Source organism: Brenneria sp. g21c3 (genome assembly GCF_040240345.1).
Classification (GTDB): Bacteria; Pseudomonadota; Gammaproteobacteria; order Enterobacterales; family Enterobacteriaceae; genus Brenneria.
Map to the genome: position 1 here is coordinate 88,534 of NZ_JBEIAB010000012.1, position 22,684 is coordinate 111,217.

The 22,684-nt window shown below is 53.0% G+C and carries 24 protein-coding genes, 1 tRNA gene and 3 pseudogenes; 19 read left to right on the top strand and 9 right to left on the bottom strand.

Annotation, left to right across the window (positions count from 1 at the left end; genetic code table 11):
• The first annotated feature begins 352 nt into the window (after window positions 1-352).
• Together ABRZ28_RS16875 and ABRZ28_RS16880 are read left to right on the top strand one after the other, a co-directional pair.
• Window positions 353-1,726 (top strand): MATE family efflux transporter, encoded by a 1,374-nt coding sequence (locus ABRZ28_RS16875; protein ID WP_330520969.1) that lies wholly within the window; start codon window positions 353-355, stop codon window positions 1,724-1,726.
• A 187-nt stretch (window positions 1,727-1,913) separates the two neighbouring features.
• Window positions 1,914-1,990 (top strand) — tRNA-Val (locus ABRZ28_RS16880).
• A gap of 196 nt (window positions 1,991-2,186) precedes the next feature.
• Here the strand turns inward: ABRZ28_RS16880 and ABRZ28_RS16885 are convergent.
• Window positions 2,187-2,501 (bottom strand): hypothetical protein, encoded by a 315-nt coding sequence (locus ABRZ28_RS16885; RefSeq protein ID WP_330520970.1) that lies wholly within the window; start codon window positions 2,499-2,501, stop codon window positions 2,187-2,189.
• A gap of 257 nt (window positions 2,502-2,758) precedes the next feature.
• Here ABRZ28_RS16885 and ABRZ28_RS16890 point away from each other — a divergent pair, with 257 nt between their 5' ends.
• The gene (locus ABRZ28_RS16890; RefSeq protein ID WP_330520971.1) at window positions 2,759-3,511 is read left to right on the top strand and encodes a hypothetical protein; all 753 of its coding nucleotides are present in this window, start codon (window positions 2,759-2,761) and stop codon (window positions 3,509-3,511) included.
• A 166-nt stretch (window positions 3,512-3,677) separates the two neighbouring features.
• On the opposite strand, the gene ABRZ28_RS16895 is transcribed toward ABRZ28_RS16890, so the two are convergent.
• The 5 genes and pseudogenes from ABRZ28_RS16895 to ABRZ28_RS16915 form a co-directional block, all read right to left on the bottom strand.
• On the bottom strand, window positions 3,678-4,574 hold the full coding sequence (locus ABRZ28_RS16895) for a hypothetical protein (protein WP_330520995.1): 897 nt from the start codon (window positions 4,572-4,574) through the stop codon (window positions 3,678-3,680).
• Window positions 4,575-4,580: 6 nt separating this feature from the next.
• A pseudogene (locus tag ABRZ28_RS16900) lies at window positions 4,581-4,976 on the bottom strand (type VI lipase adapter Tla3 domain-containing protein); the annotation flags it as partial.
• Between the two features lie 15 nt (window positions 4,977-4,991).
• Window positions 4,992-5,339 (bottom strand): hypothetical protein, encoded by a 348-nt coding sequence (locus ABRZ28_RS16905; protein ID WP_330520973.1) that lies wholly within the window; start codon window positions 5,337-5,339, stop codon window positions 4,992-4,994.
• Window positions 5,340-5,498: 159 nt separating this feature from the next.
• Window positions 5,499-5,693, bottom strand: coding sequence for a hypothetical protein (locus tag ABRZ28_RS16910; protein WP_330520974.1), 195 nt, complete (start codon window positions 5,691-5,693; stop codon window positions 5,499-5,501).
• A 421-nt stretch (window positions 5,694-6,114) separates the two neighbouring features.
• Window positions 6,115-6,420, bottom strand: coding sequence for a hypothetical protein (locus tag ABRZ28_RS16915; protein WP_330520975.1), 306 nt, complete (start codon window positions 6,418-6,420; stop codon window positions 6,115-6,117).
• A gap of 21 nt (window positions 6,421-6,441) precedes the next feature.
• Here ABRZ28_RS16915 and ABRZ28_RS16920 point away from each other — a divergent pair.
• Window positions 6,442-6,557 (top strand): annotated as a pseudogene (locus ABRZ28_RS16920) (SymE family type I addiction module toxin); the annotation flags it as partial.
• A 685-nt stretch (window positions 6,558-7,242) separates the two neighbouring features.
• Here the strand turns inward: ABRZ28_RS16920 and ABRZ28_RS16925 are convergent.
• The 3 genes and pseudogenes from ABRZ28_RS16925 to ABRZ28_RS16935 form a co-directional block, all read right to left on the bottom strand.
• The gene (locus ABRZ28_RS16925) at window positions 7,243-7,563 is read right to left on the bottom strand and encodes a type II toxin-antitoxin system RelE/ParE family toxin (RefSeq protein WP_330520976.1); all 321 of its coding nucleotides are present in this window, start codon (window positions 7,561-7,563) and stop codon (window positions 7,243-7,245) included.
• Entirely contained in the window at window positions 7,563-7,841 is a 279-nt protein-coding gene (locus ABRZ28_RS16930; RefSeq protein WP_330520978.1) for a type II toxin-antitoxin system ParD family antitoxin, read from the bottom strand. The genes ABRZ28_RS16925 and ABRZ28_RS16930 overlap by 1 nt, the downstream gene beginning before the upstream one ends.
• A pseudogene (locus ABRZ28_RS16935) lies at window positions 7,838-8,158 on the bottom strand (hypothetical protein); the annotation flags it as partial. The gene ABRZ28_RS16930 and the pseudogene ABRZ28_RS16935, both read right to left, overlap by 4 nt.
• 428 nt (window positions 8,159-8,586) lie before the next feature.
• On the opposite strand from ABRZ28_RS16935, the gene ABRZ28_RS16940 reads away from it, so the two are divergent.
• From ABRZ28_RS16940 to ABRZ28_RS17010, 15 genes are all read left to right on the top strand, one after another.
• A complete protein-coding gene (locus tag ABRZ28_RS16940; protein WP_319606423.1) occupies window positions 8,587-9,702 on the top strand; it encodes a 1-propanol dehydrogenase PduQ in 1,116 nt (371 codons plus the stop codon).
• 127 nt (window positions 9,703-9,829) lie between these two features.
• The gene (gene pduL, locus ABRZ28_RS16945; RefSeq protein WP_330520979.1) at window positions 9,830-10,522 is read left to right on the top strand and encodes a phosphate propanoyltransferase; all 693 of its coding nucleotides are present in this window, start codon (window positions 9,830-9,832) and stop codon (window positions 10,520-10,522) included.
• On the top strand, window positions 10,515-11,333 hold the full coding sequence (eutJ, locus tag ABRZ28_RS16950; RefSeq protein ID WP_330520980.1) for an ethanolamine utilization protein EutJ: 819 nt from the start codon (window positions 10,515-10,517) through the stop codon (window positions 11,331-11,333). The genes pduL and eutJ overlap by 8 nt, the downstream gene beginning before the upstream one ends.
• Before the next feature lie 10 nt (window positions 11,334-11,343).
• Window positions 11,344-12,090, top strand: a complete 747-nt coding sequence (locus tag ABRZ28_RS16955) for a flavoprotein (RefSeq protein WP_330520981.1) — start codon at window positions 11,344-11,346, stop codon at window positions 12,088-12,090.
• Entirely contained in the window at window positions 12,077-12,349 is a 273-nt protein-coding gene (locus tag ABRZ28_RS16960) for a EutN/CcmL family microcompartment protein (protein WP_319606418.1), read from the top strand. Before ABRZ28_RS16955 ends, ABRZ28_RS16960 begins: the two co-directional genes overlap by 14 nt.
• 19 nt (window positions 12,350-12,368) lie before the next feature.
• Window positions 12,369-12,869, top strand: coding sequence for a GlcG/HbpS family heme-binding protein (locus ABRZ28_RS16965; protein WP_330520982.1), 501 nt, complete (start codon window positions 12,369-12,371; stop codon window positions 12,867-12,869).
• Window positions 12,870-12,884: 15 nt separating this feature from the next.
• A complete protein-coding gene (gene tdcD, locus ABRZ28_RS16970; protein WP_319606416.1) occupies window positions 12,885-14,096 on the top strand; it encodes a propionate kinase in 1,212 nt (403 codons plus the stop codon).
• 195 nt (window positions 14,097-14,291) lie between these two features.
• Complete coding sequence (gene grpH, locus ABRZ28_RS16975) at window positions 14,292-14,573, top strand: propanediol utilization system shell hexameric protein GrpH (protein ID WP_319606415.1); 282 nt, start codon at window positions 14,292-14,294, stop codon at window positions 14,571-14,573.
• Between the two features lie 21 nt (window positions 14,574-14,594).
• A complete protein-coding gene (gene pduB, locus ABRZ28_RS16980; protein WP_319606414.1) occupies window positions 14,595-15,380 on the top strand; it encodes a propanediol utilization microcompartment protein PduB in 786 nt (261 codons plus the stop codon).
• Window positions 15,381-15,429: 49 nt separating this feature from the next.
• On the top strand, window positions 15,430-16,926 hold the full coding sequence (locus ABRZ28_RS16985; protein WP_319606413.1) for an aldehyde dehydrogenase family protein: 1,497 nt from the start codon (window positions 15,430-15,432) through the stop codon (window positions 16,924-16,926).
• A gap of 25 nt (window positions 16,927-16,951) precedes the next feature.
• On the top strand, window positions 16,952-17,251 hold the full coding sequence (locus ABRZ28_RS16990) for a BMC domain-containing protein (RefSeq protein ID WP_319606412.1): 300 nt from the start codon (window positions 16,952-16,954) through the stop codon (window positions 17,249-17,251).
• 10 nt (window positions 17,252-17,261) lie between these two features.
• Window positions 17,262-17,837, top strand: a complete 576-nt coding sequence (locus ABRZ28_RS16995; protein ID WP_319606411.1) for a DJ-1/PfpI family protein — start codon at window positions 17,262-17,264, stop codon at window positions 17,835-17,837.
• A gap of 79 nt (window positions 17,838-17,916) precedes the next feature.
• Window positions 17,917-20,460: a glycyl radical diol dehydratase GrpM gene (gene grpM / locus ABRZ28_RS17000; protein ID WP_330520983.1), complete on the top strand. Its 2,544-nt coding sequence runs from the start codon at window positions 17,917-17,919 to the stop codon at window positions 20,458-20,460.
• A 111-nt stretch (window positions 20,461-20,571) separates the two neighbouring features.
• Window positions 20,572-21,489: a glycyl-radical enzyme activating protein gene (locus tag ABRZ28_RS17005; RefSeq protein WP_319606409.1), complete on the top strand. Its 918-nt coding sequence runs from the start codon at window positions 20,572-20,574 to the stop codon at window positions 21,487-21,489.
• Window positions 21,490-21,595: 106 nt separating this feature from the next.
• The gene (locus ABRZ28_RS17010) at window positions 21,596-22,429 is read left to right on the top strand and encodes an MIP/aquaporin family protein (protein WP_319606408.1); all 834 of its coding nucleotides are present in this window, start codon (window positions 21,596-21,598) and stop codon (window positions 22,427-22,429) included.
• Window positions 22,430-22,684: the final 255 nt, after the last annotated feature.

Genomic DNA, 22,684 nt, shown 5'->3' on the forward strand with positions numbered 1-22,684 from the left:
ACCCAATAAATTCAAGGTGCGGGCAGACGACCATCGAACGAATGCCTAGACGCTTACGCAAATAAACGCCGCGGGTGAGCGAGAGCAGTCAATACACCGGCAACCTGAAAAACGGCGGGTATAAATGGCTATGATGCAGTTTGCCCCATATTAAGAGGAAAACCAAACCTGATTGCCATCGCCGGTTCGCATTTAAACCATTCTTGAACCTTTGATTAATTTATTTTCCCGCAAGCTGATTTACCTCCGGCAAGCCGTTACAATGAGGCGCTTATTGCTATTCGTGATAGCAGCGCGTTTTTTATCCACGTTTAATCATCCCGCTAAGTTCGTCAATTCAAGGTAGGTGTTTGTGCAGAAGTATCTGTCAGAAGCGCGTAAATTATCAGCGCTCGCGATCCCTGTCATCATCGCGCAAGTGTCCCAGACCTCCATGGGGGTGGTTGATACCATCATGGCAGGCGCATACAGCGCAACGGATATGGCGGCCGTCGCCGTCGGCACGTCAATCTGGCTACCGGCCATTCTTTTCGGGCATGGTCTGTTGATTGCGCTTATTCCGGTTGTGGCGCAGTTAAATGGATCAGGCCGCCGAGACCGTATCGCACATCAAATTCGACAATCTTTCTTTCTGGCATTGATCGTTTCCGTGCTGACCATGCTGGCCCTCCATCAAGGGGAGCGGATTATCCGACTGATGAATGACGACTCGCCAGAGCTGGTGGAAAAAGCCGTCGGCTATCTGCAAGCGCTCCTTTGGGGCGTGCCAGGCTATCTTTTTTATCAGGTTTTACGCGGTCAAAACGAAGGGCTGTCAAAAACCCTGCCCGGCATGATCATTGGTTTCATCGGCTTAGTAATCAACATACCGATCAACTATATCCTGATTCACGGTAAATTCGGTATGCCGGAGCTAGGTGGGGTCGGCTGTGGCGTCGCTACCGCTTCCGTTTACTGGATCATGTTTCTGCTGATGGCGGCCTATAGCAAAAGAGCCGTCTGGCTGCGCGACATCAAGCTACAGCAGCCCGGATTTAAACCCGACTGGCCGGTGCTGAAACGGCTATTCACCCTGGGTTTGCCCATCGCTTTGGCGCTGCTGTTTGAAGTGACGCTATTTGCCGTGGTGGCGCTACTGGTGTTGCCGCTTGGCGTGGTTGATGTCGCCGGTCACCAGATTGCGCTCAACTTCAGCTCGCTGATGTTCGTGCTGCCGCTTTCTATTGGTATCGCGACCACCATCCGTGTCGGCCATCGTCTGGGCGAAGGGTCGGTCGAGAATGCGCGAATCGCCTCCTATACCGGCATTATGTGCGGCGTGGCGCTGGCATTTTGCACCGCGATGTTCACCGGCCTGCTGCGCGAACCGATCGCCCGGCTGTACAATCAGGAGCCCGCGGTTGTGGCAATGGCGTCGCAACTCATGTTGCTGGCCGCCGTCTATCAAATATCGGATGCCATACAGGTTATCGGCAGCGGCGTGCTGCGCGGTTATAAAGATACCCGCTCGATCTTCTATATCACCTTCGTCTCCTACTGGGTACTGGGGCTTCCCGGCGGCTACCTGCTGGCGTTGACCGATTATCTCGTTCCCCGCATGGGGCCGGCGGGATTCTGGTGCGGGTTCATCATCGGCTTAACCGCCTCCGCCATCATGATGGTCGCACGCATTCGTTTTCTTCAGCGCCAGCCGGCCGCGCTGATTTTAGCGCGATCAGCGCATTGATATCGCGCTGGCGCACGCCACGGACGGCGAAAACGGATGAAAAAAACAGCGGAATGCATAGAAGCGCAGCAATCGCACCGTACAGGGCCACAAATTTGCATTTTCCCCCTTGCCAGCGACAAGAGCGACCGTTAATATTCGTTCCCGTTGTCAGGCAGACAGCAAGTTTTAAAAACTTTTCCTGAATGCGTTCTTAGCTCAGTTGGTTAGAGCACCACCTTGACATGGTGGGGGTCGATGGTTCGAGTCCATTAGAACGCACCATTTATTGTTTCAAAAATGCCTACAGGTCTTTGAAATAACAGATAAAACCACCCTTTCGCATTTCAGCGGTTTCCTATTTATTTTCAATCAGCACAGATACCCGACTTCCAGCAAACATCTCCTTCAAGGCGCCACTTAGTGAAACTAATTCACCACTCAATTCTTCGGCTTTAATAAATGCTTGAAATGATAAAAATCAAGTAAACATATTTATATCATCAAGGGCATCTTCAGCTATTGATGCCAATGTTTTATTAGTGCTATTCATCTTTTCCTTCAAAAACGGAATAACAATTTCCTTACTAATTCGCCCATTGATTCTTGCTATGTGACCTAAGCAAGTCAATGCCAACCCACTAACATCTTCCTTTGGGTTATTAGCCATCTCCATGACTTTCTTTTCAGCCCATTCAACATCATTGATGTTGTGAGCGATATAGAGAAGCGCCTCCGATATCTTAGCAATATCATTAGATTTGAGCTGCGCTTCTAAATGAGATTTACTATCCACAAGCTTTTCCTTTTGACGAAATCAGCATCAACCAGCAAGAGGCCGTGCAAACAGCACATTACTGCCGACATGTTTTGGATGTAATTGTCATGAATCAATTCAATCAATTCAATCAATTCAATCAATTCAATCAATTCAATCAATTCAATCAATTCAATCACCGGTATTTTTCATCAAGTCTCATTTCAGCAATTAAAGTTTTCCCATCAGCTTGCCGATAGTAGATTAAAGTTTAATCAATACCATCGGAGAACGATATGGAAATCAATTCATTGAGTACATCAATAGCGACTTGGCAGAGCAGACTGGCTGCTGCCGGACAATCTGCCGACAAGCTTCAGCCTACGGTGCTGGAAGACAGCAGCGTGGCCAGCGCAACCATGGACGCCGAACGCCCCTCGGTAAAAGACACGTCTGTGCCGGCCGACCCAGGCAACTTTGATGTCTATCAGAAGGTCTCCAGGCCCGGGGCCGGCACTGTTGTTTACCGGCCGACCTCTGAGATTAGTAAAGATCTGGCAAATGCATTCGATGCTTTGACCGCGAGCTATGCTTCTTTTCAGAAAGAATTCGCCACCACTAATCCACAGTTAGCCGAGAAATCATTTGGCTTCAGTGTGGGGGAGAACGGTCGGCTTGTAGTCATCGACTCGCAAGGCACCTTGGATACGGCTCAGACAAAACTGGTGGAACAGTCATTAAATGCATCCAGTGCGTTGGTAAGCGCTGCCAATAAAGTTGCGCAGTTGCAAATGGAATACGTCGAAGCCAGCCCCGTCTATAGCTATGGGAAATTCCATCTGGACCTGGACAACTATGCCCAAACCATCGATCTCGGCCGTGCACTCGGCGTCGGCGTGAAAGACGGCCAAGAGAGGCAGAACAGCCATTGGGACGTTCAATTGTGGCAGAAAGGAGAGAAACGTTACGATGGCTGGGAAAAACTAGTGGATGGGAAGTGGGTTGCCGCGCCGGAATACCAACCTCAGAACATGACTACATATGCTTGAAAGCGGTGCCGGGCGCCACGGACGGCGCATCTTTTGCCGGCGCCGTACCCCGGGGATTGCCAACTATCTTGGGCTATGGAGATGCCGCCTATTCGCGCGGCGTACGCACCAACGATCACCTGGCCGCCATGACTGTAGCGGTCACCGACCACGACGAGTTTGCGGGTTATGGCATCTCACCCTCGCCACCTGGAACATGAGCAAGGAAGGGATTCTTACCGCGACGCTTCGTGTTTTCTTCCTTGCTTGCCGCATCCGGAGGGCTGACCATCACAATACCGGCGTAACCATCAGGCGTAAGGTTAACCGTAGCACTGGTGCGTCCGTCCTCGTAACCCCCCTGCACCGCCAGACCGATCTGGACGAGTGCTGAGCTGACGCCGGTATTGCCAAGACGTCGGCCGATGTCGTAACCCTCGTGCCTGTCGTCCAGATCGATGCCTTCACTATTGCCCTGCAAGGCCTGGGTGAGCGGGATCACCCATTCACGATCCTCGGTTGTATCGTAGAAGACCCGCGAAGGCTTGCCCGATTCCGGCAGCGTAGCCACCGATCGTTGCCAGCCTTCTCGCAATGCTGCAATCTGTGCGGTTCGCTTGAAAGGTTTGCCTTCCTTATCCGTTAGCGGCACCCGGACAGGGCGATGGATGTAACCCAGCAGAGGGGCGTCATCGAACTGCCTGACCTGCCAATCTGTCCAGCGCACAGGCAGATACGGGCTGGGCTTGAAGTCGCCGGGCCCCTTATTGCTGATTTGCTCCCACAGTTCAGGCAATTGAGCGATCCACCAGTCTGCTTTGGGAACACCCGGAGCGTAGGACATTTCGATGCCCTTCGCTTCCTGTTCCGCTTCGTATTGGTCGCCGAAAGCAGTGCGCTTCTCCCAGAAGAAGTTCCATAGCTTGATAATGTCGTACTGAGTGTCGTTCTTGTTGATGTTTTCGTCTACCTGGACGGCATAAGGACGAACCAGCTTATCCACTCTGTCACTACGTGACACGAGCAACGCCGTCATACTTTCTGCCACTAAAGGCACATGGACACCTTCTGGCCACGGAGGCATACCTGGCGTATTCCAAATCCGATAGCGAGTGCCCTCAGAATCGTTGCTAACCAGTAACACTTCAGGCACATCCGGATGTTCATCGAAAAATTTGAAAAGTCGTTCCAGGATTGGCTGCGCGCTCGCAGTATTTGCATCGTCCTGCCAGAGAAAGAGTGAAAGACCCAAACTTTCCTTCTGACGATAAAGGGCAATTCCAGACGCCATCGTGCCATCCTGGCGTGCCGTCGGTGGACCTATAATGATGACTGGGACAGGCCAGCGTTCTACTGCTTCCTTCGCAGCCGAACCAAATGAGTTGGAAGCGGCTAAAGTAGCTGATCCCATTCGTACGTTTGGATCGTAATAGGCAGGATCTTGAGGAAGAACCGATTTGAAAGGATCATCATCTTCGCGAATAGCCTGCCAAACTGTCTGCTAGTAGTCCCCTACCGCCAGGCCCAGCCCACGTACCTCAAGCACGAAACGCTCGTCATCGCCGGCAAGCATGGACTGCTTGGTATTAGCGGGAAAAGTCGATTTACCCTCTCCTGCAAGCGCAGATGACGCCTGTGCAGATGCTGAGACTGTGGGCATAGCACTTGCTGAAGCCACACTTCGAGCCTTCCACAACCAATGCCCGGAGAACGTCAACAATAGTAGACCTGTTATTACCAGCACGCCGTTTCGGATGTCTTTGTTCAAACCAACTGCCTCCAGACCGTTTGTATCCCACAACTGATAATACCCAAATACAACAAAGACACTCCACAATAAAGCAAGCATTATCCAAATTTTGACGTAAGACTAGACACTCGGCCGCAACACGCGAATCATTCGCTGGGCGCCTTTTCCGGCCTGCTGGATCTGGCGAAGATTACAGATAATAACTGATCGATAATAAAAAAGCCGGAAAAATGTTAGAGATCGCCCGCCGCCGGTTTTTTATAAAAGCACTAATGCTTTATTTATTTTTTCTTTCAATTCAACTAAATTATCAGCGTTACCGGAATATATTGGCGAATGCAAATCATAACCCTTAATTAATATGCCATGGAACTTATCATCAATTTCAAAACAGGGTATTAAACCGACATCTAATATATACTCTTCAGGGAATTCAACTTGCTTCGCATTCATATCCAATAATATTTATCTGTAATTTAACCTCATCGTTAAAAAACATCATTATTAAGCCCTCTTGGTTTAACTTCTCCTATCGCACTACATTCCGTCAGCCCCAGCGGATCGATCTACGTCAACGGATTCGGCTCATAAGCATACAGGCTCTGCCAGTGCTTTATAGTGCGTCACACGGTTGTGGTACTGGCAAAATTGCTCCTCGTCCAGCAGAATGATCGGTATCCAGCAGGGAATCTTTCTGTGCCAACAGTCGCCCGGCGGCATCGTAGTGATAGTGTGACGATAGGTAAACGGGTTGGCGTTGTGTTCCTCACTGCATAGAGATCTACTTGACAATACTTAGAACGGAGACACGACTCGTTTGAATAAGCGTATAATGTAAAATCCGGAAGAATTCCAGAGAACACTTCCAGCGTTATTACTTATCTCTTATTATGTAATCATCCGGTCCCCGCCACGAAATCTCTTTATATGTAAAGTTTATTTTCCCTTGTTCTTTTAAGTATTCCATTACTTGAGATGGAGCCCAACCTTGGCCATAAGAAAAAAAAGCACCAATACCAGCCAACTTTTCAATTAAAAATAATTGTCTTTCTTCATTTTCAATGAAAATGGAGTAAGAACCTCCGTTTCTGGAAAAACCGAGATTTAATAACTCTATATTATCTTTATCCTCATCGACTTCAACAACAATTCTGTTTGGATCTAAAATCGTCACTAACATTGTTTATTCCTATTTTCCTACAATAAAGCAGCTAAAACAGAACGTTACTACACTGTGGGATACGCCCCGCAAAACGGCAGGCCCAACGGCCGTCTGCCATCAACCTTAACAGCCGCTGGCTCGAAGAGCCAGGGTTTATCAAGCGGAATATATTCATCCTTTAATCCTAATATGTTATGAGTTCTTTTCAAATCCAGATCGTAATCTGAATTTAAGATAAACCAACCAAGCTGATATATTTCTTTCTGGCGACTATAAAAAGTGGGGGAATCTTCAGCGTGAATATAAAATTCATATATATCAGATGATTGATTTATACCCAATTTACTGAGTGCATTCTTATAATCTTCGGATACGTCATCAAACCACCATCCTTGATTCTTAAGATATTCTTTAACCTTCTGAGATAACATATTAACCTCTACACTTGGTTTTTAAGCTTCGCCTATGTAGTTCACTTTCATCCCGCTGTCGCCAGTAACTATCACGATCATTATTGAAGCTGTTTTCTATTCACAGGAATCGATTGCTTGCTGGTAAACAGTGTGCGCACTACCCGATGGAGCATGGAATACCGATGATGTAAAGAAGTTACTTAAACCTAACGAGTCGATTCACTTCAGCGGATTCGGAGCGTATGGTAATTGTTTAACCCATCAAGTGCCCTATCGGATCATAGGGATTATCTGGTACTCGCCGTACTTTTTAATGCGCCTAACTCGCTGATGCCAATGTTTTTTTAAAGCGCGCCCTTTACAACATTCACAGCATGTTAACCTAACAGTCCCGACGCGCACAGCAGCAGCGCCCGCCGCTGCACTCTCAGTCTGTTTCATACGGCAACAGGTCGCTTTCATAGTCCCGCCCGCCGTGCCAGATACCCAGCACCGTTAGGGTCTCTTTATCCTCCTCCACGATGAAGGCAATAACCGTTCTTTTACGGTAGTTCGTCACGCGCAACCCCGGCAGGATATCATCACGCTGATTTCCTCTCTCCGGAAACAGTTCAAGCGACTCACAGTAGTCAACCACGCTTTCCGTATAGCTGAGTGCCGTTTTTGGTGTCGCCGCTGCTGCGATATAGTGATACAACTCTGCCAGTTGCGCTTCCGCCTCTGGTGCGAACACCACCCTGTAAACCATTATTCCTCTCCGGTCGCCTTCTTGTGCTCGGCTTTCAGTCTGTTTCTGATGTCGTTACCGCTGAGGCTGTCCGTTTCACCGCGTTGCAGCGCATTCCATGCCGGTACAACCTGTTCCTGCAACCATTTCTCCACCGCATTATCACGTGCCAGCAGCGCCCGAAGCCCCTCCCGGATAACCTCGCTTTCCGACGCATACTCACCGCTGGCAACACGCGCTTTCACCTGCGCCGCCATCTCATTCGGCAGCGTGATACTCATCTGCTGTGTCGTTCTCATCGATAACCCCTTTCTTCCGCCAAGTAGGATTTAATCATACTCATTCTTTTCGCTCTTGTCAGGGTCTGCCCGGGTTGCTTTCTCCGTCGCTTGCGCTCCGCCGGGTGTGTTTTTCCATGCACCTTCTGTAAGTGGCCGATGGCGACCCGCGTGTGGACCTGCGTTGTCTCCAGCTTCTCATACCCCAAGATGGCCTGCATGTGTCTCGTGTCCGCGCCGTTTTCCAGCATCTGCGCCAGCGTCGCCTGTGACAGCCCTGTCCCTTTGTGGCTGATAAACAGGTGGCCGCCGTCATCGAGTTTCGCCAGTTCAGGCCGGCATGGAGCAGCAGGTTCGCCGCATCCATGCGCCGGATACCCGTACTCCACAGCACTTCCCGTATCGCCCGGTTGTTTACCATTTAAGTCTTGCCATATCTTTATTGCTGGTAAATCAGTGGGTTTAAGAGTAGTAACCTACCGCCATTCCAGCGTCATAGTGCAGCAAATCACGCACGCTACTGCCCGTCGACGAGAATATAGGCGGCGAGGGGTTCAGCCGGTTTCATTGCATCGCAGGAAATATTTTCTGACGTCCCCGCCCCGCTGCATTTTTTTGTCGGCCAATAAATCACGACAGCAACATAATCCTGGCAAAGCACAAACATAGATAGCGGCTTTCCCCCTCCCCCATGACACCATGAAATCTCTTTTTACGCCCGGCGTTCGCGTGCCGGTCATTTGTTTAAGAAAAAGGTAGTTGATAAATGGCGAGCTCTTTTTTTTCCATTCCTAAAGTCTATTTTGGCGAAGACTCGATCGGTACGTTGCGCAGACTAAACCATAAAAAAGTCGGGATCGTCACCGATAATTTTATGGCGACCTCAGGGAAGACTCGCTATTTGATCAATGAGATGCCCCACGCCTCGGTCTCTATTTTCAGCGACGTAAAACCCGACCCGAGCGTTGAAATCCTGCTGGCAGGCGCCGCACAATTTAAGTCCTTCAAACCGGACGTGATTATTGCGCTCGGCGGCGGTTCGTCGCTGGATGCCGCCAAAGGGATTAAGGTCACGCTGCAAGAGTATTTACCCGGTCACGCCATTGAACTTATCGCCATCCCGACCACGAGCGGTTCGGGGTCGGAAGTCACCGCCTATGCCATCATTTCCGACCCGCAAAATGGGCGCAAATATCCCCTTATCGCGGATGAACTGGTGCCGGATTGCGCCATTCTGGATCCTAATCTGGTGCTCTCCGTCCCCCTGCACGTCGCCGTCGATACCGGGATGGATGTGCTCACGCACGCCATTGAGGCGCTGGTCTCAACGGGGGCCAATGATTTTAGCAACGCACTCGCGGAAAAAGCTATCGCGCTGACCTGGCAGCACCTGCCGGAGATTTTCCGGGACGAGAAAAATGTTCAGGCTCGCGCCCATATGCACAATGCCTCCTGCATGGCGGGCATGGCGTTTAACTCCGCGGGGCTGGGACTGGTTCATGGTATGGCGCACGCTATCGGCGGCATGCTGCATATTGCTCACGGCAAAATTAACGCCATGCTGCTGCCGCTGATTATTGAATACAACGCTGAGCATTCCCCTTATGCGATGGCGCGCTACCTGAAATGCGCCGCCATTATGGGCATCCAGGCCGCGACCCCGCAGCAAACGCTGCACGCGTTGATAAACAGCATCCGCGAGATGAATCGCCATTTTGCCATCCCCGCCACCCTGACCGAACTGGGCAACAATCCGGCTGATTTCGAGTCCTTACGCAAACCTCTTATTGCGGCTGCGTTGGCGGATGGCTGTACGGCATCGAACCCCTGCCAGCCCGACGCCATTGATATAAACCGGCTCCTGACGCGCATCGCCGGATAAATCTGGACAAGATTGTCCTCAGCCGACCGGTCGGTCAAAAAAGTCCTGCGTAACGGCAAAAAGCGCAGCGCGGGACTGAATATGCTAAATCCGCTCCACTTCATCACTTATTCAGGTCGTTAATGTTATGAATGACAACCAACAGCAAGCCGAATTGATCACCAGACAAATTATTCAGGAGTTGGCGGCTCATGGCTCACGCGCCCTCTCCGGCGCGCTTCAAGCCCCGCAGACGCTGGATATTCCGGTCGGTATTTCCAACCGTCACGTGCATCTCAGCCGGGAAGATATGGACGTTCTGTTTGGCTACGGCTCCACGTTAACCCGAATGAAAGCGGTGAAACAACCGGGCCAGTATGCCGCGGAAGAAACCGTAACCCTGCGAGGCCCGAAAGGCGATCTGAGTAAAGTGCGGGTGCTCGGGCCATTGCGCAGCGCTACCCAGATTGAAATCTCCATCGCGGACGGCTTTGCGCTGGGCGTAAAAGCGCCGGTACGGATGTCCGGCGACTTACAGGACTCGCCGGGCATCGACATTATTGGGCCGTGTGGGCGAGTGACAAAGCATGGCGGAACGATTGTAGCCTGGCGTCATATCCACATTTCCCCTGACGAAGCGGAACAATTCTCCCTGCGTGATGGGATGGAAATCGATGTGCGCATCGACGGCCAGCGCGGCGGCATCCTTAGCCACGTGCTGGTACGCGTCAGCGCCGACGCCGTGCTGGAAATGCACATTGATGTGGAAGAGGCGAACGGATTCGGCTTGCGCAACGGCGACTGCGTAAGACGGGTGATAACGGAACGCCAATATGGCTGAAGGCGCGGAAATCAGGCGGTTGAGGGAACTGGCTGCGTTGGTGAAAAGCGGCGAATGCCGCCCCTGCGCCGGAGCGCTAAAGGTGGGTGTCGATCCGGGTACCGCCAATATCGCCTTGATTGCGCTGGATGAACAAAACAACCCCGTGGCGGGCGTCAGTCACCCTTCCCGCGCGGTGAAGGACGGCGTCGTGGTCGATTTTCTCGCCGCCAGCCGCGTGGTTATCGGCCTCAAAGACATTCTGGAGCAACGTCTCGGCAGAACGCTGCACGAAGCGGCGACGGCCATTCCGCCGGGGATCTCAGCAGGGAATACGAAGGTTATTGTCAATATGGTCGAAGCCGCGGGATTCGCCGTGACGCAAATTGTGGACGAACCCGTCGCCGCGGCGTTGGCAATGAACATTCGCGACGGCGCGGTAGTGGATGTGGGCGGCGGCACGACCGGCATTAGCATTCTACGCGGCGGTGAGGTCTGTTTTAGCGCAGATGAACCCACCGGCGGCAACCATATGACATTGGTGCTCTCAGGCGCGTTGAACATACCCATTGCCGAGGCGGAAGAGATGAAGAAATCGCCGGAACATGAAGATCAGGTCTTTGCGTTGGTGCGCCCGGTAGCGGAAAAAATGGCTTGCCTGACGGCCGGCTGGCTGGCGCGCTACCCGGCTGACGATGTCTATCTGGTCGGCGGCGCCAGCAGTTTCCGGCAATTTGCCGAGGTCTTCCGCAAGGCCACGGGTAAACGCGTCATCCAGGCGCCAGAGCCGTTGCTGGTCACGCCGCTTGGCATCGCCATGCACAGCCGCTGAGGAGCAACTTATGGATCAACAACGTTTATCGCAATGGCTGGACGCCAGCATTGATGAGCTGCTGGCGCGTCGACAACGGCGTCTGCAAACACACCGCGTAATGCGTGTGGTGTTAAGCGGCGAGGATCTCTCCACCCTGCCCGAGACGCTGGATTGTTTCACCGCGCTGAACCGCTGCGGTTATTTGCTGCTGCTGACCTTCTCGCATAGCGCCGCCGAGTCGTCGCTGCAAACAGCCTGCCTGCAAGGCCTTGTCCAACGCGGCATCGACGCATTATGCGATAACCGCGATCCCTGCCGCTCATCGGACGAATATTGCGGGCTTTACCTGCCGGCCTTGTCCAGCAACAGCATGAGCAAAATAGCGCTGGGGCTACGCGATAACCTGGTCTGCCGCTGGGCTTGCCATGCGCTCAGTCAGAATAAACAGGTCATCGTGACGCTCAACGCCGAATGCCGTGAATCATCGGCCTGCACATTGCCGCCGGCCTTTCAGGCTCGTCTTTCGCAGTACGCGCAAACCCTGATGGAATACGGCTTCACGGTCATTGGACACCCCGTCGCCGGCGACACCGTCATGCAATCGGCCGGCAGCGAAAAGGCGCTGATTACGCTCAGCGACGTGCGCCGGACGCCGGCCGGGCAACCCATTTATATTCGTCGCGGCACGCTTATCACGCCCGCGGCCCGGGATGAAATCCGGGATCGCGGCATTACCATCATTCAACCTCCGCGGAGGGAATATGTATCTGGCTAAAGTCACAGGGGCGCTGGTTTCGACCACCAAGCACGCCTCGCTTAACGGCGCAAAATTACTGATTGTCGCCCGTCTCGATGAACACTATCAGCCCACGGGCATGGCGCAAGTCGCCGTCGATTTTGTCGGCGCAGGCAATGGTGAAATTGTGATTATTACCACCGGCAGCTCGGCGCGGATGAGCAACAGCAAGGAACATTCGGTTATCGATGCGTCCGTTGTCGGCATCGTCGATTCGCTGGATTTCAACGGTCAGTAATCCGTCCGGGAGGAATATCATGCGTCACGATCTGCATACCGAACTTGACCGCCGCATCAGCAACGCCATTGCCCGTCAGTTATCGCCCCGGCGGATATCGCTGAGCCTGACGGACGCCGCCTCGCTGGCGCAATATGCCAGCGAGGCGGCGGATGACTGCAATGTTCCGATCGTTTTCAGTCTGGTGGATGCCTGCGGTCAGCAGCGCTACTTCTTCAGCATGGATAACGCCTTACTCATCAGCTATACGCTTGCCGGTCAAAAGGCCTGGACTGCCATCGCCTTGAAAAGGGCGACTCATGAGCTCGCGGCTGAAGTCCAGCCGGGCGCCAGCCTTTACGGTTTACAGCACGAACCGGGCATTTGCTGTTTCGGCGGCGGGCTGCCTTGCTGGTCCGATGGCGTACTGCTCGGGGCAATCGGCATCAGCGGCGGTACCGTTGAAGAAGATATTGCCATCGCCAACGCCGCGCTGGCGCGTTTTAGCCGCGAGCGCTTTCCTCTCACATCACACACCTGAAAGACTGGGGTCATCATGTCGTTAGCTTCACTGGTTCTGGTGATTAACTGCGGTTCATCATCACTTAAATTTTCAGTATTCCCGCGCAATGAGGACGCGCCGTTGCTGTCCGGTCTGGCGGAAAAACTGGGTCTGCAAGATGCCTGTATTACGTTTAAAGACGCGGCGGGCAACAAAACCACCGAGTTACTGAACGAAGCCAGTCATACCAGCGCGCTCAAAGCGCTCTTTACCCGGCTTGATAGTCTGGCCCTCCTGCCGCGCCTGTGCGCCATTGGACACCGCGTGGCGCATGGCGGCAGTGATTTTAAACAGTCGGTGTTGCTCACCCCTTCGGTTATCGCTCGCATACGGGAACTGTCCGCGCTGGCCCCTTTGCACAATCCAGCCAACCTGGTCGGCATTGAAGCGGCCATGTCGCTGCTGCCGACGCTGGCCCAGGTCGCCGTGTTTGATACGGCTTTTCACCAGACCCTGCCGCCCGCAGCCTACACCTATGCCATCCCCCTGGAATATCAACAACAATATCAGGTCAGGCGCTATGGTTTTCACGGCACATCGCATCGTTTTATCGCCGCCGAGGCGGTCGCCCGCCTGAATCTTGACCCCAAAAACCACGGGATCCTGATTGCCCATCTGGGCAATGGATCGTCGGTATGCGCCGTCAAAAATGGCGAAAGCGTCGATACCTCAATGGGCATGACGCCGCTTGAGGGGCTGGTGATGGGAACACGCTGCGGCGATCTGGATTTCGGCGCCGCCGCCTATATCGCCCACACCACCGGGCAGACTCTCGACGCCCTGTACAAAATGGTGAATAACGAATCCGGGCTGCTGGGTCTTTCCGGCCTTTCCAGCGATTGCCGAACGTTGCAGGAAGCGCGCAGCAACGGCTGTTCGCGTGCGACCCTGGCCATCGACGTCATGGTTCACCGGCTCGCCCGCCATCTTGGCGCGCACCTCGCCTCCCTGCATCGCTTTGACGCCCTGATTTTTACCGGCGGCATCGGAGAGAATTCGGCGCTGGTGCGCGAGTTAACGGCCCAACGGCTGGCGGTGTTCGGCGTTCGGCTCGATACGGCGAAAAATGCGCACGTCTTCGCCGGTCGGGATGGGGTCATTTCATTGCCGGGTTCCCCTATCGTTGCCGTGATCCCCACCAACGAAGAAAAAATGATTGCGCAGGATGCGGCGGCGATTTCATCCGCGATGTCAGCGGTCGCCTGATGCGTCATCCCTGCTCTGAGGGAGGAATTTATTGTCCCGCTTCATAGCGAAAAACAAGAAAGTCTCTTTATCGGGCAAAACATTTTGTCCTTAGCGCAATAACATCGTAGTGCATGAATTAATAAGTAGATGGAGTTAACCCAGCGGGTTATTTCATTACTTGCTTTTACTCTTACCTGAAATATTGAGGTCATTATGCAACAAGAAGCATTAGGTATGGTTGAAACAAAAGGGCTGGTATCTGCAATTGAAGCGGCGGATACCATGGTTAAATCCGCAAATGTCACCCTGGTCGGATATGAAAAAATCGGCTCAGGGCTGGTGACAGTCATGGTTCGTGGTGATGTCGGCGCCGTTAAAGCAGCAACGGACGCGGGCTCCGCATCGGCAAGTAAAGTGGGTGAACTGGTATCCGTGCATGTTATTCCGCGCCCGCATATCGAAGTGGAAAAAATTCTGCCGAAAGCTGTCAGTTAATAAAGCCAGAGGATACTGACCATGAGAGATAATCTTGTTGAACAGATTATATCTGAAGTAATGAATAAACAGACTGATGTGAAAACAAATAAAAAAACGGCGGCCGATATCACTGGCTGCGGTTTAACTGAATTTGTCGGCACGGCCCTCGGACACACGATTGGGCTGGTTATCGCCAACGTCGATCATCAGCTCCACGAAGTCATGAATATCGACAAGAAATATCGCTCAATCGGTATTCTTGGCGCGCGCACGGGAGCGGGCCCACAAATTTTCGCTGCCGACGAGGCGATTAAGGCCACCAATAGTGAAATCCTCGCGATTGAACTGGCGCGTGATACAGAGGGCGGCGGCGGACATGGGTGCTTAATCGTCTTTGGGGCGTCGGATGTATCCGATGTGCGTCGCGCCATTGAAGTCGCGCTGTCTGAAATTAATCGAACGATGGGCGATGTCTACGGTTCTGCGGCGGGTCATCTGGAATTCCAGTACACCGCGCGGGCCAGTTATGCCCTGAACAAAGCGTTTGGCGCGCCGGTAGGTAAAGCCTTCGGTATGACCTGCGCCTGCCCTGCGGCGATTGGCGTCGTGGTGGCCGACGCCGCAGCCAAAGCCGCCGTCATTGAACCGGTGGGATACGCCAGTCCGGCAAACGGCACCAGCTTCAGCAATGAAGTTATCTTCACCTTCGCCGGGGATTCCGGGGCAGTTCGCCAGTCGGTGATCGCAGCAAGAGACGTCGGTATGCAACTGCTGTCAACGCTGGATCCCACACCACTCAAATCAACGACGACACCGTACATTTGATGGCGCGCAGACACATGCGTGAAGCGATGCGAAGTAAGGAATGAAGAGCATGAACGATCTTGAAATTTCTCAGGCCGTCTCCCGCGTACTGAGTAAATACACGAAAACAGCGCCGCAGGCTCCAGCGCCGAGCGCGCCGGTAGCGGAGCATGTCAATCTTGAGGCGATTGTGGCCAGCGTTCTGGCGAACCGGGCTCGACCGGAACCGCTCGACGCCGGCACCTCGGACGACGGTGCTTTCGCGACCATGGATGAAGCTATTGCCGCCGCACAACAGGCGCAGATCCAGTATCGCCACTGCTCAATGCAGGATCGCGCCGGTTTTGTCGACGGCATCCGCAAACTGTTCCTACAGGATGACGTTTTGCAGGCCATATCCCGAATGGCGGTAGAGGAAACCGGGATGGGTAACTATGCGGATAAACTGGTGAAAAACCGTGTCGCAGCGCTGAAAACGCCGGGGGTTGAAGACCTGACGACCGGCGCGTTAAGCGGCGACAACGGTCTGACCCTGACGGAATACTCAGCGTATGGCGTGATTGGTTCAATAACGCCCACCACCAACCCGACGGAAACCATTATCAACAATTCCATCGGTATGCTGGCGGCTGGCAATACGGTGGTCTTCAGCCCTCATCCGCGTTCACGCGCCGTTTCACTGCACTGCGTCGCGTTGATTAACCAGCGACTGGCGCGGCTGGGCGCCCCTGCCAACCTGGTGGTCACGGTAACGACCCCTTCGATTGCTAACACCAATGCGTTAATCAACGATCCTCGCGTCAACATGCTGGTGGCGACGGGCGGCCCGGCCATCGTCAAAACCGTGATGTCGTCGGGTAAGAAAGCGATTGGCGCCGGTGCGGGCAACCCCCCTGCCGTAGTGGATGAAACCGCCAATATCGAGAAAGCCGCCCGCGACATTATCAATGGGTGCAGCTTCGACAACAACCTGCCGTGCGTGGCGGAAAAAGAGGTCATAGTTGTTAACGAAGTGGCGGATTATCTCATCCATTGCATGAAGAAGAGCGGCGCCTTGCTGTTGTGCGATAGGACGCATATCCAGCAACTGCAATCGCTGGTGCTCAACGACAAAGGAACGGGGCCGAACACGGCGTTTGTCGGCAAAGACGCCGGCTTCATTCTTCAGCAACTCGGCATCAGTACGGCGGAAGAGGTCAAAGTCATTTTGATCGAAACCGAGCGCGACCATCCGTTTGTGATACATGAATTAATGATGCCGATTCTACCGGTCGTGCGGGTGGAAAATGTCGACGAAGCGATTGAACTGGCGATAAAAGTGGAACATGGCAATCGGCATACCGCCATTATGCACTCCACCAATGTCGAAAAACTCACCAAGATGGCGCGTCTTATTCAGACCACCATTTTCGTGAAAAATGGTCCGTCATATGCCGGAATCGGCGTCGGCGGCGAAGGTCACGCCACGTTTACGATTGCCGGCCCCACCGGTGAAGGGCTGACCTCGGCACGCACGTTCGCCAGAAATCGCCGGTGCGTGATGGTCGAAGCGCTCAATATTCGCTGATAAACGCAGAACGGGTAACCCATTGATGAAAAAACGCATTATCAACGCACCGACGCCGGAAACGCTGGCCATGTTAAAACGGCGGATGCCTTCCGAGTCACGCAACCGACTGGAGATGGTCCGTATCGATGCCATCGGGTTGATTATGCTGCCGGTGCCGGATCTGTACTTTTACGCCGATCAGGCCAGTAAAAGCGCACATGTCGCGGTATCGGAAATCTTTGGCAGTTGCCCGCAACATATCACAACACTGGCAATATTCGGTGAGGTCGCCGCAGTAAATGAAGCCATGCGCGTCATTGAGGAGGATGCCAGTACATTCTGAGAGTTCGCTTATGAAAAAAATCTTGCTTCTCGCAGGCGATTTCTCTGAAGACTATGAAGTCATGGTGCCATGGCAGGCGTTACGCATGTTAGGTTTCAGAGTTGATGTGGTTTGTCCGGGAAAAAGAATTGGGGAATATATTAAGACCGCTATTCATGATTTCAAAGGCGATCAAACATATACCGAAAAACCCGGTCATTTATTTCGACTAACCGCGTCATTTGATGAAATTAAAATACATGACTATTGCGGCGTTTATATTTCAGGCGGTCGAGCGCCCGAGTATTTACGCCTTAACAAATCCGTATTGAATATTATTCATTACGCGATGAATTTTTCACTACCCGTGGCGGCTATTTGCCACGGCCCGCAAATTCTGGCCGCGGCCGGCGTATTGCAGGGAAAAAGAGTGACGGGTTATTTCACCATTCAACCCGAGATAGAAATGGCTGGCGGCATTTGGGTAAATGCCGCAGACGATGAGGCCGTGCAGGATGGCTCGCTGGTTACCGCAACCAACTGGATGGGGCATCCGTCATTATTACGCCACTTCAGCAGCTTAATAGGTATCAGCATTATTCAATAGTGTACCCGGCACTGCCGTGAGGTTAAACAATTCAGGCGTGGTGACGACACCGTGCCAATATCATTTCGGGAGTTATTATATGTTAGAGAAAGGCTTTACTCATCCGACCGATCGTGTTGTAAGACTCAAAAATATGATTCTGCACGCAAAACCTTACGTAGAATCTGAACGTGCCGTGCTGGCGACCGAGGCTTATAAAGAAAACGAACATTTACCCGCAATTATGCGCCGCGCAAAAGTCGTTGAGAAAATATTCAATGAACTGCCGGTGACAATCCGTGCCGACGAATTGATCGTGGGGGCGGTCACCATTAATCCGCGTTCAACCGAAATTTGTCCCGAATTCTCCTATGACTGGGTCGAAAAAGAATTCGATACCATGGAGAACCGTATTGCCGACCCCTTTATTATCCCTAAAAAAACCGCATCAGAACTGCATGAAGCCTTTAAATACTGGCCTGGGAAAACCACCAGTTCTCTGGCGGCGTCTTACATGTCAGAAGAAACCAAAGAAAGTATGGGTAACGGCGTCTTCACCGTCGGCAACTACTTCTATGGCGGCGTCGGCCACGTTAGCGTCGATTACGGCAAAATACTGAAAATCGGTTTTCGCGGCATCATTAACGAAGTCACCCGCGCGCTGGAAAACCTTGATCGCAGTTCATCTGATTACATTAAAAAAGAACAGTTCTACAACGCCGTGATCCTGAGCTATCAGGCCGCGATCAATTTTGCGCACCGCTACGCTCAGGAAGCGGCTCGCCTCGCCCGTGAAGAGCGCGACCCGACGCGGCAACGCGAACTGGAGCAAATCGCCCAAAACTGTACCCGCGTACCGGAATACGGCGCGACCACCTTCTGGGAAGCCTGCCAGACATTCTGGTTCATTCAGAGTATGTTGCAGATTGAATCCAGCGGTCACTCTATCTCCCCCGGCCGCTACGACCAGTATATGTACCCTTACCTGGCCGCGGATAAATCCATCAGTAAAGAGTTTGCCCAGGAATTGGTCGACTGTTGCTGGATCAAGCTGAACGACATCAACAAAACGCGTGATGAAGTTTCCGCCCAGGCGTTTGCCGGCTATGCGGTATTCCAAAACCTGTGCGTGGGCGGTCAAACGGAAGACGGTCGCGATGCCACTAACGACCTGACCTACATGTGTATGGAAGCGACGGCCCACGTGCGCCTGCCACAGCCGTCCTTCTCCATTCGCGTCTGGCAAGGCACGCCGGATGAATTCCTGTTCCGCGCGTGTGAACTGGTTCGTCTGGGACTCGGCGTGCCGGCGATGTACAACGATGAAGTGATCATTCCGGCCTTGCAGAACCGTGGCGTATCGCTGCGCGACGCGCGCGATTACTGCATCATCGGCTGCGTGGAGCCGCAGGCTCCCCATCGCACGGAGGGCTGGCACGACGCCGCCTTCTTCAACGTGGCGAAAGTGCTGGAAATCACCCTGAACAATGGTCGTTCTGGTGCGAAACAGCTTGGGCCGAATACTGGCGAGCTGACGCAGTACACCAGCATCGATGACTTCTTTACCGCCTTCAAAAAACAGATGGCGCACTTCGTTCATCAACTGGTTGAAGCCTGTAACAGCGTTGATATCGCCCACGGCGAACGCTGCCCGTTGCCTTTCCTGTCCGCCATGGTGGATGATTGTATCGGTCGCGGTAAATCGCTTCAGGAAGGCGGCGCGATTTACAACTTTACCGGCCCGCAGGCCTTTGGTATCGCCGACACCGGTGACTCCGTCTATGCCCTACAGAAACAGGTTTTCGAAGATCGCCGGTTAACGCTGCAAGAGTTGAAAAACGCGTTGGATGCGAACTTCGGCTATCCGGTTAACGGCAAAGCGCACGCTGCGCCGGCTAAATCCTCTCTGGATGAGCAGGAAATTTACAACGTGGTCAAACGCATCATCGACGAGCACGGCTCGCTGAATCCGGCCGCGATCAAAAATGAAGTTTATCGCCAGTTGTCCGACACCAGCGCTACGGCGTCTACCGGTAACGCGCGCTATGAAGAGATTCGCCATATTCTGGAAAACACGCCCTGCTTCGGTAACGATATTGACGAAGTCGACCTTGTCGCCCGTAACTGCGCGCTGATCTACTGCCAGGAAGTGGAGAAATACACCAACCCGCGCGGCGGACGCTTCCAGGCGGGTATCTATCCCGTTTCGGCGAACGTCTTGTTTGGCAAAGATGTGAGCGCGCTGCCGGATGGACGTCTGGCTAAAGAGCCGCTGGCGGATGGCGTCTCACCGCGTCAGGGCAAAGATACTCTCGGCCCGACCGCTGCGGCGAATTCTGTCGCCAAACTCGATCACTTCATTGCCTCTAACGGCACGCTGTATAACCAGAAATTCCTGCCGTCGTCGCTAATGGGGGAAAAAGGGTTACATAACTTCGGCGGTCTGGTGCGTAACTACTTCGATAAGAAAGGTATGCACGTCCAGTTCAACGTTATCGACCGCAACACCCTGATCGAAGCCCAGAAAAATCCGCAACAGCATCAGGATCTGGTGGTGCGCGTCGCGGGGTACAGCGCCCAGTTCGTCGTGCTGGCCAAAGAAGTTCAGGATGACATTATCAGCCGTACCGAACAGCAATTCTGATTTTGATCCTGCCTGCGGGCCATGCCGGTGTGCATGGCCCGCTATCAGACCCGATTTTTGGCGGCTGACGCGTTTACAGCCCAATGGCCGCTTTTATTGATGAGTGATGTTATGAATAGAGTCGAATACGGTATGGAAGGCGTTTTATTCAATATTCAGCGCTATTCCCTGCACGATGGCCCGGGTATCCGCACTATTCCATTTTTTAAAGGTTGTCCGCTGGCCTGTAAATGGTGCAGTAATCCGGAATCACAGCGCCCACAGCCCGAGCTAATCTACAAAAAGAACGAGTGCATTCGCTGTGGGAAATGTATTGATGTGTGCAAACAGCAAGCCCTTTCGACCAGCAATCCCTTTTTTATCGATCGCGAGCGCTGCATCCAGTGCGGTGATTGCACCCGCGTTTGCCCGACGCAGGCGTTGGAAATGAAGGGGAAACGGATGACGGTCAGCGATGTTATCCGTGAACTACAGAAAGAAGAGAATCTGTTTCGTCGTTCCGGCGGCGGCGTCACCCTATCGGGCGGCGAACCGCTGGCGCAGCCGGAGTTTGCGCGCGAATTATTGAAAGCCTGTAAATCCAAAGGCTGGCACACCGCCATTGAAACCACGGGCTTCACCAGCAAAGAGGTTATCGAGGATGTCTTCCCCTGGGTTGATTTAGCGTTAACCGATATTAAAGCGATTAACCCGATCATCCATGAAGCGAATACCGGCGTGAATAATAGCCGCATTCTGGAAAATTTGATCCGTATTTCATTTATTACGAAAGTGATTGTCCGTATTCCGGTTATTCCCGGCGTAAATGATAACCCTGATGAAATTCGTGATATCGCGGAATTCGCCAGGCTGATGTCCGGCGTGGATACCATTCATTTACTGCCCTATCACAGCTTCGGGGAAAATAAATATAATTTGCTGGGAAGAATTTATCCGATGGGTGATACGCAGTCTCACCCGGAAGAAAAAATGGAAAGTCTGAAAAAAGTCGTTGAATCAATGGGCTTCCATTGTCATATCGGCGGCTAATCAGTACCAATAACAATGATGTTATTTTATTTATTATCAACCTCCTCTTGTACTCAACAATTCATTAAGTGATGAGCCCCTGCATCACTTGATACAGGAAAATACTATGAGTCACTCTCTTGAATCAGTAAAAGGCGCCTGCATTGCCGAATTTCTTGGCACCGGATTATTTATCTTTTTCGGCACCAGCGTGTTATGTGCGGTAAAACTGGCGGGCGCCGGTTTCGGTCTGTGGGAAATTTGTGTGGTGTGGGGGCTGGGGATCGCCCTGGCCGTCTACCTGACGGCCGGTATTTCTGGCGCCCATCTCAACCCGGCGGTGACCATCTCGTTATGGGTATTCGCTTCCTTCAGCGCCAGAAAGGTGGTGCCGTACATTCTGGCGCAGATAGCCGGCGCCTTTTGCGGGGCGGCGCTCACCTATTTGCTGTATCACAATCTGTTTGCCGAGTATGAACAGGCTCACCAGATGGTGCGCGGAAGCCCCGACAGCCTGTTCCTGGCCAGCATATTCTCTACCTACCCGGCATCATCCATCAGCGTAGGGCTCGCCGTACTGGTGGAAATTATCATCACCTCCATTCTGATGGGGCTGATTATGGCGCTCACGGATGACGGCAACGGCGTACCCAAAGGCCCGCTGGCGCCGCTTTTGATTGGTATTCTGGTCGCCGTGATTGGCGCGTCTACCGCTCCGCTGACCGGGTTCGCCATGAATCCCGCGCGTGACTTCGGCCCGAAACTCTTTACCTTTTTCTCGGGCTGGGGACAAATTTCCATGACCGGCGCCAGAGATATTCCCTATTTTATCGTGCCGCTGATCGCGCCGATTATCGGCGGACTCCTTGGCGCGGGCATCTACCGCTATTGCATCGTCCGCAACCTGCCCGCGACCAAAGCCGCCAACGCCGCCAAAACCGCGAAGACTTCCGCAACCTGATCGCGATCGCGCTGAAAAAATCCGCGCCGCCGCAACGGCGGGCGGATTTTTTCAATGGTAAAAAAAAACCACCCGAAGGTGGCTCCCGTCTTACCTGATGCAATTATTTCCGCGTGGTTTTCCCCCGCGTCCGCAACGGCTTTTTATCGCCCTGCTCGACGTTTTCAACCGCAACCGATTCAACCTCAACATCCCGTTCCTCTGCGACTTGACGCCGTACCTGTTCGCCCGCCGGCAATGGTTGATTCACCGACG